A 12,792-nucleotide genomic window follows, 5' to 3' on the forward strand; every position below is an offset into this window, starting at 1 on the left:
TTTATTTTTGTAATAAAATACTAACTTGTTTACTTTATACAATAAGAGGTTAATAACTTGTTATAATAAAATAAAAAAAGGAATAGAAAAAAGATGAATAGTAAAAGTAAAAACGATATAGACACTCCTATATTTTCTACATTAATGAATCATTTTGAAAAAAAACCAATATCAGGACATGTTCCAGGTCATAAATATGGTACAGTATTTCCGAAGGAAGGTAGGCGATTTTTTGATAATATTTTAAAAATTGATGCTACCGAAATTACTGGTCTGGACGATTTACATGACCCACAAGGAATAATAAAAGAAGCACAGCAATTAACTGCTCAATTGTATGGATCCGAACGTACATATTTTCTTGTGAATGGCTCGACGGTAGGAAATATAGCAATGATTCTTGCCAATTGTGAAAGAGGAAGTAAAGTACTCGTTCAAAGAAACTGCCATAAATCTATTTTAAATGGAATAGAATTAGCTGGAGCAGAGCCAATTTTTATCATGCCTGAGTATAATCAAATGATCGGTGTATCTACTTCCATTACACTCGAATCGTTAGAGGAGGCATTAGACCAATATAATAACGTTAGTGGCCTTATTATAACAAATCCTAATTATTACGGATTAACCGTTCCTTTAACAAAAATAATTGAAAAGGCACATGATTACAATATTCCCGTTTTAGTGGATGAAGCACATGGAGCTCATTTCGTCATAGGTGACCCATTCCCTTCAAGTGCTATTCGATGTGGAGCAGATATTGTCATTCACTCAGCACATAAAACATTACCTGCGATGACAATGGGCTCATTTCTACATATGCAAGGAAACCTCGTAAACCGAGATCGAGTGGAATATTATCTCCGGATGTTACAATCAAGTAGTCCGTCCTATCCTATTATGGCTTCGCTAGATTTAGCAAGAGCTTATATCTCCAATTTTCGGGAACAGTCTAGCCTACTAATAGAAAAAATAAATAATTTAAAAGAAGAGATAAGTACAATAGAAGAAATTGAAATTGTGGAATCGGAAGAAAATGTTAAAATGGATCCACTTAAAATTATTCTTCGGTCAACCGTAGGATTGTCAGGGTATCAATTACAAAGTTTACTAGAGTCAGAAAATATATTTCCAGAATTAGCGGACTTACAAAATGTACTTTTTATCTTGCCATTGAGCACGGAAGAACATTTTCATGGTATGATTAATAAAATAAGGAAAGCAGTTCATTTAAAAGGAGATAATAGAAAAGAATCTCCAAATCCTTTAAATTTTGTAGATAAGTCAATAAGGAAACTTAGTACTTTACACATTCCGCTAGATAAACAGTACATGTTTAGAAAAGTAGAGTGCGATCTCCTACAAAGCGAGGGGAAAGTTAGTGCGGAAACAATTGTCCCATATCCACCTGGTATTCCAGTTTTGTATAAAGGGGAAGTAATAACAAAAGAAATAATTGAGTATATTACAACATTATCTGAACAAGGTGCTAAACTTCAGGGGAAGGAATTAGCGAAATATCGAAAAATATATGTTTTTTATATAGAAAAGGAGTTACATCAGTGAACGGACTATTTATAACTTTTGAAGGACCTGAAGGAGCTGGAAAAACAACAGTCATCCAAAGACTTGCAAAAGATTTTAGTAACGAATTGAATATTTTATTAACTCGCGAACCTGGTGGAATATCAATTGCTGAGCAAATTAGAGCTGTTATTTTAGATTGTGACAATACGAAGATGGATGCTAGAACAGAAGCTTTACTATACGCTGCTGCTAGAAGACAGCATTTAGTTGAAAAAGTTCTACCTGCACTCGAAAAGGGCAGTATTGTACTTTGTGATCGTTTTATTGATAGCTCGTTAGCTTATCAAGGATATGCTAGAGGACTAGGGATAGATGAAATATTAAAAATAAATGAATTTGCCACACAAAAGCATATGCCGAATTTAACAATTTATTTTGATGTGGAACCAGAAGAAGGACTTCGAAGAATTGCAGCGAATAATAATCGTGAAATCAATCGTTTAGATGAAGAAACTATTGATTTCCATTATAAAGTAAGAAAAGGTTATCACCTCGTAATGGAAAAATTCAAAAACCGTTGTGTACTAGTTGATGCTTCTAAAGATTTAGAATCAGTTTATGAAGAAGTAAAGGCTATATTTATTCAAACCATCAAGGAGAATTTCCAAAAATGAGTCAGTGAAGAACTGCCTAATTAATGGTAAAATGGAGGGGATGTAGGTGAAACTTATTATGGCTGTTGTACAGGATAAAGACAGTAATAAGCTTCTAAATGCGTTAGTGGAACATAACTTTCGAGCTACAAAGTTAGCTAGTACGGGTGGATTTCTTAAGTCTGGTAATACAACCTTCATGATTGGAACTGAAGATGTACGGGTACAAAAAGCTTTAGATATTATTAAAGAAAATTGCCAACATCGACAGCAGCTTGTTGCTCCTGTATCACCAATGGGTGGAAACGCAGATTCTTATGTACCGTACCCAGTTGAAGTAGAAGTGGGCGGCGCTACTGTATTTGTACTTCCTGTTGAAGAGTTTCAGCAGTATTAATATAGGCGGCTAACTAAGCTGCCCTTTCTGTTATTTAGTTAGAAAGGAAGCAGGACTAAAATGAAGATAACATCAGAATTCCGGACAGGTTTAGATAAAAATAGAGTAGAACAACCTAACGGATCAAATAAAAAGGCAGTATTTGGAGATATGTTACAAAAACATGATTCCAAATTAAAGTCTAATCAATTACAGTTGCTAATGCACGATATTAATAATGCAGGGGATCGTCTTAGTAATTCAAGGACGTTTCAAGACTTAGCAAAATACAAAACGTTAGTAAAGCGATTTATGGAAGAAACGGTTGAATTCGGTATGGAACTTAATCAATCTTATCATTGGACGCAAGATGGACAAGCAAGGCAGCTACAACTTGTACATCAAATAGATGAAGCATTACTTTCTTTAACGGGAGATGTAATGAATAAGGAAAAGAACAGGCTTGATATTTTAAGTAGTATCGGTGAAATTAAAGGTTTATTAATAAATTTATATACGTAGTAAGTGAGTGATATAGGTGTTGAAAAGCTGGACACAACTATCGGACGTTCAACCGACTGTTGCAAAAATTGTTGTAAATAGTTTACGTAGAGACCGTATTGCCCACGCATATCTTTTAGATGGTATGAAGGGTACTGGGAAAAAAGAGACAAGCTATTTATTTGCTAAAAGCCTCTTTTGTAAAAACCGAGATGGAGAAGATCCATGTCATCAATGTGTAAATTGTAAAAGGATCGAATCAAGAAATCACCCTGATGTTCATGTTGTTGAACCAGATGGAAATTCGATTAAAAAACATCAAATTCAGTACCTACAAGAAGAATTTTCAAAAACAGGATTAGAATCAAAGCAAAAAATATATATTATTGATCATGCTGATAAAATGACAACAAGTGCTGCTAACAGCTTGTTGAAATTTTTAGAAGAACCGAACCAAGAGACTTATGCCTTTTTATTAACGGAAAATATCCACCGAATATTAAATACGATTATATCAAGATGTCAGCCTTTGTCCTTCCAAGCGTTAACCTCAAAAAGATTGATAGACAAGCTAGTGGAACAAGGATATTCACCGTCTATATCCACAACCGTAGCACAACTAACGAATGATATGAATGAAGCTTTAGAACTATTAACAGACGACTGGTTTGCAGAAGCAAGATTATTAGTGATAAAATTATATGAAACATTGCAAGTAAGACCACAACAAGCCTTACTATTTATTCATGAAAAATGGATGCCGCATTTCCCAGATAGAAGTCAGTTAGAAATAGGACTAGATTTATTATTATATATATATAAAGATATGTTATATGCACAGCTTCAAAAAAATGAGGAGATAGTTTTTATTGATCAGCTCGAATTGATTGAAAAACAATCATTGCAAACAACTCAAAGTAAAATTGTTGATCAACTATCTTTTATATTACAAAGCAAGTCTAGGTTAGCGTCAAACGTAAATGCTCATTTATTAATGGAGCAAATAGCACTAAACTTGCAGGAGGGATAGTAGCTTGTATGAAGTAGTAGGAGTTCGCTTTAAAAAAGCGGGAAAAATATATTATTTTGACCCAAATGGGCTTAATATAAATGAGAACGAATTTGTAATTGTAGAAACAGTAAGAGGAATCGAGTACGGTAGAGCAGTTTTGATTGGGAAAAAGGTGGAAGAGGAAGATATAGTACTTCCATTAAAGAAAGTACTTCGAATTGCAGACCAGAAAGATCGCTTAATTGTAGAAGAGAATAAAAAAGCGGCAGAAGAAGCGTTTCACATTTGTTTTGAAAAAGTAGCAGAACATGGAATTGACATGAAGCTTGTAGATGTAGAATATACCTTTGATCGAAACAAAGTTATTTTTTACTTTACAGCTGATGGTCGTGTAGATTTCCGTGAACTTGTAAAAGATTTAGCAGCTATTTTCCGAACTAGGATTGAATTACGTCAAATTGGTGTTCGTGATGAAGCAAAATTACTCGGTGGTATTGGACCTTGTGGTCGGATGCTTTGTTGCTCCACCTTCCTTGGAGATTTCGAACCAGTATCGATTAAGATGGCTAAAGACCAAAATTTATCTTTAAATCCTTCTAAAATTTCAGGGCTTTGCGGACGATTAATGTGTTGTTTAAAATATGAAAACGACGAATACGAATCTGCAAAAGAGCAATTACCTGATTTAGATGAGGTAATTGCAACACCTAGAGGTGAAGGTAAAGTAGTTGGCTTAAATATTTTAGAAAGAGTATTACAAGTACAATTGCTAGAAGAAGAAAAGGTTATTGAATACACCTTAGATGAATTAATCAAAGAAGGAACCGTTTCGATACAAGCCACAGATTAATGAGGTGGAGATATTGGACAAGAAACAAATATTTGATTCGGTTACGAACATGGAAGAGCAAATAGGTCACTTATATAAGCAATTAGGTGAATTAAAAGAACAGCTAGCCCTTTTTATTGAGGAAAACCACAACCTACAAGTTGAAAATATTCATCTTCGCAACCGTCTAGAGCACTTTTCTCCTTCTGAAGAAAATATTGAAAAGATAGACAAAGAAACAGAAGGGAAAAAAGATGAGCAAAGGGCGGAAATTGGGGAAGGCTATGATAATTTAGCTCGCTTATATCAAGAGGGATTTCATATTTGTAACTTACATTTCGGAAGCCCAAGAAAAGAAGGGGATTGCTTATTTTGCCTCTCCTTCCTTAATAAAAAGTAAAGGTCGCCTATTTTTGGCGACTTTTTCTTTACGTGTTAAGAGAGACTAATTTTATAACTATTTATTTTTTTAACACCAACAATTAATCCATTAATGCTCGTCATAGAAAGGAAATAAATATGGTACAGTTACAAGGTGATGAAAGATTAGATTATTTACTAGCGGAAAATTTAAGAATTATACAAAGTCCTTCTGTGTTCTCGTTTTCTTTAGACGCAGTGTTGTTATCTCGTTTTGCGTCTATACCAATTCAAAAGGGGAGCATTGTCGACTTATGTAGTGGAAATGGAGTAGTTCCGTTACTAATGAGCTCTAGAACGAAAGCCTCCATCATTGGGGTTGAAATACAAGAACGGTTGTCAGATATGGCAAAGAGAAGTATTACATATAATAACTTAGAAGAGCAATTATCAATTATACATGGTGACTTAAAAGATATGCCAAAACAATTAGGAAAAGAAAAGTATGATAGTGTTACATGTAATCCTCCTTTTTTTCCAACTGTATCCGAAGAGAAGATTAGTGACAATATACATTTAGCGATTGCACGTCATGAAATATATTGTACGCTAGAGGATGTTATCCAAGTAAGTAGCCAATTATTAAAACAAGGGGGAAAAGCAACGTTTGTTCATCGTCCTGGAAGGTTGATTGATATCATAACGTTAATGAGAAAATATAAATTAGAACCGAAACGGATGAGGCTAGTTCACCCGAAAGAGGGAAAAGAAGCAAATACCTTATTAATTGAAGGAATAAAAGACGGAAAGAAAGATCTAAAGGTTTTGCCACCGTTAATTGTTTATACGGAAGATAACGAGTATACACCTGAAATTAGGAGTATATTGTATGGAGAATAATGAACACTATTTTTATGTATTACAATGTGCGGACAAGTCTTATTATGCTGGTTATACAAATAATGTTGCTAAAAGAATTGATGCACATAATGCGGGAAAAGGTGCAAAATATACGAGATATCGAACCCCTGTCCATCTAATCTATCAAGAGCAATATTCAACAAAAAGAGCTGCGATGCAAGCAGAATACCGCTTTAAACAATTAACAAGAAAACAAAAGGAAATTTATATAAAAGAGGGATTATGGAATGGAGCAATGGACACAGTCTAGTTTTTCCGATAAATACGAATATGGACGATTATACTTAGTGGCAACACCGATAGGAAATTTAGAAGATATTACATATCGTGCTCTACGAATATTAAAAGAAGTAGATATTATTGCTGCGGAAGACACTAGACAAACAAAAAAGTTAAGTAATTACTTTGAAATTGCAACACCGTTAATAAGTTATCATGAACATAATAAAGAACAAAGTGGTTACAAAGTAATCCAATTACTGAAAGAAGGAAAAGACGTTGCTTTAGTTAGTGATGCCGGAATGCCTTGTATATCCGATCCAGGATATGAATTAGTAGTAGAAGCAATAAAAGAAAAACTATATGTCATACCTGTACCAGGAGCTAACGCTGCGTTAACGGCTTTAATAGCATCAGGTTTACGAGCACAACCATTTTACTTTTACGGTTTTTTAAATCGACAAAAAAAAGAAAAGAAAAAAGAGCTAGATGCGTTTAAAAAATTAAAAGATACGATTATTTTATATGAGTCTCCTCACCGTCTTAAAGAAACATTAGTACTCATTCAGGAACAATTAGGTGATCGAAATATAGTTTTAAGTAGAGAGCTAACAAAACGTTTTGAAGAGTTCGTAAGAGGACCTGTAGGGGAAGTGCTCGAAAAAATAAAACAGCATGAAGTAAAAGGAGAATGCTGTTTAATTATTGAAGGCATTGAAATGGAGCAAGAAGATGAGGAAACAGAGTGGTGGGTAGATTTATCAATTGAAGAACATGTTCAACAAATGATAGAAGAAGGACATTCTTCTAAGGATGCCATCAAGCTAGTAGCAAAAGAAAGAAATATACCGAAGCGAGAAGTGTACCAATCCTATCATATTAATTAATAAAGAATAAAAGCGGAGGCGTCTCGCTCTGGCTCGACAAGAAAGGTATGGCGCTGAAGGTTTTGTCGACGGGAAGTGACTGACTTATGTCTCGAGGGCTATGTCGCCAGAGCTAGACGTAACAAAAGATGTCAAAAGCTATCCACAAGCTTTCCAGTGTTATAACCTCCTTAAAATGAAAAAAGCTTCAAGTGTTGAGTTAAAATCAACCACTTGAAGCTTTTGCTGTTTACATTATTTTGTTACTAATCTATTTTGGATTTCTTCCACGATTTTTTCTGCACCTTCACGGCTTAAGATGATTTTACCTTCTGCTAAAGTAAGGTTATCATCAGAAACTTCACCAGTAACTTGGCAAGTCATGTTTGGTTTGTATTTCTTTAAGATGATTTTTTCATCATCTACATAAATTTCTAATGCGTCTTTCTCAGCAATTCCTAAAGTTCTACGAAGTTCAATTGGAATCACCACTCGGCCAAGCTCATCAACTTTACGTACAATACCTGTAGATTTCATTTGTTTTTCTCCCTTCATTTTATAAATCATGTATGGTTTTTGGCATAGTGTTTCGTCATTATTCGACATTTATTCTATGAAACAATCATAGCAGTATTTACATTTTCCGTCAATCATTTTATTCTAGAATTTTGTACTTCTATTAAAATATGTATAATATACTCGGTGAGAACCCTATAAAATCAACATTCTTCATAAAGTAATACTATTTGGTGAATAATATATTTTTTCCAAAAAAATAATGCACTAAAAATAGATGACGAGCAAATTCGACAAAATACGACATATTCTACATAAACTTGTCGAAACAATGTTTTTGTAGTTTTCCTTTCGATGAAGTAGTAGTTACCATTCAGGAGTGAAAGAATGTATAATAATAAGAAGAATTAGGTTAAGATGTATCTATTAATGATACTAATTAACTTCCATTTTATATACAATTCGTACAAAAGGAGGATATTGTGTTGGTACAAAAAACATTTTATATTACTACTCCCATTTATTATCCAAGTGGTAAATTACATATTGGTCATGCGTATACTACGGTTGCAGGGGATGCGATGGCTCGTTACAAAAGAATGCGTGGATATGATGTGATGTACTTAACGGGTACAGATGAGCATGGTCAAAAAATACAAAGAAAAGCGGAAGAACTAGGTGTATCGCCTCAAAAATATGTCGATGATATCGTAGTTGGTATTAAAGAGCTTTGGGCCAAGATGGATATTTCATACGATGATTTCATTCGTACAACGGATCAAGGTCATAAAGAAACAGTCGAAAAAATCTTTCAAAAACTGCTTGATCAAGGAGATATTTATTTAGACGAATATGAAGGTTGGTATTCTGTTCCAGATGAGACTTTTTATACAGAAACTCAATTAGTCGACCCAATCATGGAGAATGGAAAAGTTGTTGGTGGGAAAAGTCCAGATAGTGGACACCCAGTTGAATTAGTTAGAGAGCAATCTTATTTCTTCCGCATGGGTAAGTATGTTGATCGACTTCTTCAATACTACGAAGAAAATCCTACGTTTATTCAACCAGAGTCTAGGAAAAACGAAATGATCAATAACTTCATAAAACCAGGATTAGAAGATTTAGCAGTATCTAGAACTTCGTTTGACTGGGGAGTAAAAGTTCCTGGAGATCCTAAACATGTTATTTATGTTTGGATTGATGCGCTATCCAACTATATTACTGCATTAGGGTACGGTTCAGATAATGACGAAAAATATTTAAAATACTGGCCGGCTAATGTTCATTTAATGAGTAAAGAAATTGTGCGTTTTCATACAATATATTGGCCAATTATGTTAATGGCGTTAGATTTACCGTTACCTAAACAAGTATTTGCACACGGTTGGCTATTAATGAAAGATGGGAAAATGTCTAAATCTAAAGGAAATGTAGTGGACCCAAATACTTTAATAGACCGTTACGGATTAGATGCTCTTCGCTACTATTTATTACGAGAAGTACCGTTTGGTTCAGATGGGGTATTTACGCCAGAGGGATTTGTTGATCGTGTAAACTTTGATTTAGCGAATGACCTTGGAAACTTATTAAACCGTACTGTAGCGATGATTGGGAAATACTTTGATGGTGTAGTACCAACATACAATGGAAATGTAACGAATTATGATGAAACACTATCTAATTTCGCAAAAGATACTGTAACTAATTATGAGCAAGCGATGGAGAAAATGGAGTTTTCCGTAGCTCTAAGTACGATTTGGCAATTAGTAAGCCGTACAAATAAATATATAGACGAAACGCAACCTTGGGTGTTAGCAAAAGATGAAGAAAACAGAGAGGGACTCGCTTCTGTCATGACTCATTTAGCAGAAAGTTTGCGATATACAAGTGTAATGTTAAAGCCATTTTTAACAAGAACACCAGACAAAATCTTCAGTCAACTAGGAGTTAACGAATCTACTTTGACAAATTGGGATAGTATCCAAACTTGGGGAGTTATACCTGAAGGGACAAAAATAGAAAAAGGTGAGCCATTATTTCCAAGGTTAGAAGTAGCGGATGAAGTAGAATATATTAAAACCTCTATGTCAGGAAGTTCTGCTCCTACAATCGAAAAGGAACAAGAAGAGCAGGAAGAAACTCTACCGGAAATAACAATAGATGATTTCTTTAAAGTTGACTTGCGGGTAGCAAAAGTAATAGAAGTGGAACCTGTTAAAAAGGCTAATAAGCTGCTAAAACTTCAGCTAGACTTAGGATTTGAAAAGAGAAAAGTCGTGTCCGGAATTGCAGAATTTTATAAACCAGAAGAGCTTGTTGGAAGGAAAGTTATTTGTGTCACAAACTTAAAACCAGTTAAGCTTAGAGGTGAATTATCGCAAGGAATGATATTAGCTGGAGAAAAAGACGGTGTATTATCACTAGCTACTGTAGATGAGGAATTACCGATAGGTGCCAAAGTAAAATAATAATTATATAGAAATACTATTTGGAAATAGGTGTTTCACGTGTAACGACGGGTAACACCTTTTCCTTTTTTGAATTAGGAAAGAATAATCATAACTAAATTAAAATGAGGTGTTCTCTTTGTTGTTTGATACACATGCCCACTTGAATGCTCATCAATATGAAGAAGATTTACAAGAAGTGATTGATCGGGCTATGAGTGAAGGGGTAACGAAAATTGTTGTTGTAGGTTTTGATAGACCTACCATTACACGTGCAATGGAGTTAATTGATCAATATGACTTTATATACGCAGCAATTGGATGGCATCCAGTAGATGCAATTGACATGAAGGATGAAGACTTACAATGGATAGAAAAATTATCCCAGCATGAAAAAGTAGTTGCAATAGGGGAGATGGGATTAGATTATTATTGGGACAAATCTCCAAAGGAGGTTCAACAGGAAGTTTTCCGTAAACAAATTCGCCTTGCTAAAAAATTAAAATTGCCAATAGTTATACATAACCGTGATGCAACAGAAGATGTCGTAACAATATTAAAAGAAGAAGATGCTCAAACGGTTGGGGGGATCATGCATTGCTTTACTGGTAGTGTAGAAGTGGCACATCAATGTTTAAATATGAATTTTTATATCTCGTTAGGTGGTCCCGTTACCTTTAAAAATGCAAAAAAACCGAAAGAAGTGGCTAAAGAGATTCCTTTAGATAAATTACTTATTGAAACGGATTGCCCGTATTTAACACCGCACCCATTTCGTGGGAAGCGAAATGAGCCAGGTTACGTGAAGTATATCGCAGAGCAAATTGCAGAATTAAAAAATATTTCATACGAAGAAGTTGCAAGACAAACAACTCAAAATGCAGAAAAACTATTCGGCATTAATCGACACAAACACATGTAATTTATGGAAGAATCTTGTCCAATTATAAACTAATTCAAAAAAGTTCTACATGCCTCTTTTTCCTCATAGGATAAACTGTCGAGAAGTTATGCTTTCCTTTTTTTTAGATTGTCTGCATAATAAACAATACGTCAGGGCAATAAAGGGAGGGGTTGACAAGGCAGAAACAACTGTTTATAATCCATCCAAGGAGAAGGAGGCGTTTTTGCATGTTTCAAAACATGAAAAAACTGTTTTCCGGTTCTATGGGGAGAAAAAAATTAGTTATTATTATTACTAGTTTTATAGTCTTCCTAACCATACTAAGCTTCGGTACATACGAAGCAACAAAAGCGTCCGTAACAGTTAACGTTGATGGGGAAGAAGTAAACGTTCGAACTCATGCTAAAACTGTGGCAGACATCCTTAATGAACTAGACATCACTGTTCGATCAGAAGACTATTTATTTCCGGAGAGCTCAGAGCTTGTTACAAACTCGATGGAAATAGTATGGGAACCAGCCAAACAGATTACGCTTAATGTTAATAACGAAGAGCAAATCGTTTGGACAACGGCGAAAACAGTAAAAGAGCTTTTAGCTCAGCAAAACATAACAGTATCGAAACACGATAAAATTAATCCTAGTCTTGATACAGAGTTAGAAAAGGATATAAACATTGTATATGAGCAAGCATTTGAACTTACCTTAACAGTTGGTGGAGAAGAACAACAAGTGTGGTCAACTTCGACTACGGTCGCTGACTTTTTAGAACAGCAAGAAATTACGTTAAATGATTTAGACCGAGTTGAGCCTGGATTAAAAGCAATGGTTACGAGCGATTCTAATGTGGAAGTTATTAGAGTTGAAAAAGTCACCGATGTAGTGGAAGAACCGATAAAATTTGGTGTTGTTACGAGAAATGATAATTCTTTAAACAAAGGTACAGAAAAAGTTGTTCAACAAGGTCAAGAAGGTTTAGTTGCTAAGCATTACGAAGTTATTATCGAAAATGGTAAAGAAGTTTCAAGAGAATTAGTAGAAACAAAGACATTGAAAGATAGTAGTGACCGAATTGTGGCAGTTGGAACGAAGCAAGCTCCTCAACCACAACAGGTCTCTAGAAGCAACAGTTCATCGTCAAAAGAATTTTATGTTTCATCTACAGCGTATACTGCTAATTGTAACGGGTGTAGTGGAATAACGAGCACGGGAATCAATTTAAAGGCTAACCCTAATATGAAGGTTATTGCCGTTGACCCTAGCGTTATACCTTTAGGAACAAAAGTTCATGTTGAAGGTTACGGTTATGCAGTAGCTGGAGATACTGGTGGTGCGATTGTTGGAAATAAAATTGACGTATTTTTCCCAGATAAGCAAAGTGCTTACCGCTGGGGATCAAAGCGTGTAAAGATTACAATTTTAGATTAACGTAAAGAGCAGAGGTGTTTTTACCTCTGTTTTTTTATTTACATTCTAGCTATAAATCGTATACAGCCTATTTTTTAATCCTCTTGGCTCAAAATTAGTTTTCGGGGTGTTATTAATACAAATACTAATTCAAGCCTTGTTGCGCTTTTTTTAACGTTTTGCGTTATAATATAAAAACATAAAAACAACTCTATATATATAGACGTATGTACATATGAAAAGTTGCATGATTTC

General features: G+C 34.6%; 14 protein-coding genes. 13 read left to right on the forward strand and 1 reads right to left on the reverse strand.

The genetic code is table 11. The features are described 5' to 3' along the window. Positions 1–93: 93 nt before the first annotated feature. From O1A01_RS00185 to rsmI, 10 genes are all read left to right on the forward strand, one after another. Positions 94–1,566, forward strand: coding sequence for an aminotransferase class I/II-fold pyridoxal phosphate-dependent enzyme (locus O1A01_RS00185; protein ID WP_066419694.1), 1,473 nt, complete (start codon positions 94–96; stop codon positions 1,564–1,566). Further along, a complete protein-coding gene (tmk, locus tag O1A01_RS00190; protein ID WP_066419696.1) occupies positions 1,563–2,201 on the forward strand; it encodes a dTMP kinase in 639 nt (212 codons plus the stop codon). Before O1A01_RS00185 ends, tmk begins: the two co-directional genes overlap by 4 nt. 46 nt (positions 2,202–2,247) lie before the next feature. Next, complete coding sequence (locus O1A01_RS00195) at positions 2,248–2,577, forward strand: cyclic di-AMP receptor DarA (protein WP_066419697.1); 330 nt, start codon at positions 2,248–2,250, stop codon at positions 2,575–2,577. A gap of 60 nt (positions 2,578–2,637) precedes the next feature. After that, positions 2,638–3,078, forward strand: coding sequence for a YaaR family protein (locus O1A01_RS00200; RefSeq protein ID WP_066419699.1), 441 nt, complete (start codon positions 2,638–2,640; stop codon positions 3,076–3,078). 16 nt (positions 3,079–3,094) lie between these two features. After that, on the forward strand, positions 3,095–4,087 hold the full coding sequence (holB, locus tag O1A01_RS00205; protein ID WP_066419700.1) for a DNA polymerase III subunit delta': 993 nt from the start codon (positions 3,095–3,097) through the stop codon (positions 4,085–4,087). 4 nt (positions 4,088–4,091) lie between these two features. Beyond that, positions 4,092–4,919: a PSP1 domain-containing protein gene (locus O1A01_RS00210; RefSeq protein ID WP_066419702.1), complete on the forward strand. Its 828-nt coding sequence runs from the start codon at positions 4,092–4,094 to the stop codon at positions 4,917–4,919. Between the two features lie 13 nt (positions 4,920–4,932). Next, positions 4,933–5,298, forward strand: coding sequence for a DNA replication initiation control protein YabA (gene yabA, locus O1A01_RS00215; RefSeq protein WP_066419704.1), 366 nt, complete (start codon positions 4,933–4,935; stop codon positions 5,296–5,298). A gap of 119 nt (positions 5,299–5,417) precedes the next feature. After that, positions 5,418–6,158 (forward strand): tRNA1(Val) (adenine(37)-N6)-methyltransferase, encoded by a 741-nt coding sequence (locus O1A01_RS00220; protein ID WP_066419706.1) that lies wholly within the window; start codon positions 5,418–5,420, stop codon positions 6,156–6,158. Further along, entirely contained in the window at positions 6,148–6,429 is a 282-nt protein-coding gene (locus O1A01_RS00225; protein ID WP_066419707.1) for a GIY-YIG nuclease family protein, read from the forward strand. Before O1A01_RS00220 ends, O1A01_RS00225 begins: the two co-directional genes overlap by 11 nt. After that, positions 6,407–7,285, forward strand: coding sequence for a 16S rRNA (cytidine(1402)-2'-O)-methyltransferase (rsmI, locus tag O1A01_RS00230; RefSeq protein WP_066419708.1), 879 nt, complete (start codon positions 6,407–6,409; stop codon positions 7,283–7,285). Before O1A01_RS00225 ends, rsmI begins: the two co-directional genes overlap by 23 nt. Positions 7,286–7,519: 234 nt before the next feature. Here rsmI and O1A01_RS00235 read toward each other — a convergent pair whose 3' ends face one another. After that, positions 7,520–7,801: a transition state genes transcriptional regulator AbrB gene (locus O1A01_RS00235; protein ID WP_066419709.1), complete on the reverse strand. Its 282-nt coding sequence runs from the start codon at positions 7,799–7,801 to the stop codon at positions 7,520–7,522. Positions 7,802–8,259: 458 nt separating this feature from the next. On the opposite strand from O1A01_RS00235, the gene metG reads away from it, so the two are divergent. From metG to O1A01_RS00250, 3 genes are all read left to right on the forward strand, one after another. After that, a complete protein-coding gene (gene metG, locus O1A01_RS00240) occupies positions 8,260–10,248 on the forward strand; it encodes a methionine--tRNA ligase (RefSeq protein WP_270066358.1) in 1,989 nt (662 codons plus the stop codon). Between the two features lie 118 nt (positions 10,249–10,366). Next, a complete protein-coding gene (locus O1A01_RS00245; RefSeq protein ID WP_270065352.1) occupies positions 10,367–11,149 on the forward strand; it encodes a TatD family hydrolase in 783 nt (260 codons plus the stop codon). Positions 11,150–11,358: 209 nt separating this feature from the next. After that, positions 11,359–12,558, forward strand: a complete 1,200-nt coding sequence (locus O1A01_RS00250; RefSeq protein WP_270065353.1) for a G5 and 3D domain-containing protein — start codon at positions 11,359–11,361, stop codon at positions 12,556–12,558. The last annotated feature ends 234 nt before the right edge of the window (positions 12,559–12,792 follow it).

Origin of the sequence: Sutcliffiella sp. NC1, assembly GCF_027594365.1 — a bacterium.
In the GTDB taxonomy this organism is placed as follows: domain Bacteria; phylum Bacillota; class Bacilli; order Bacillales; family Bacillaceae_I; genus Sutcliffiella; species Sutcliffiella cohnii.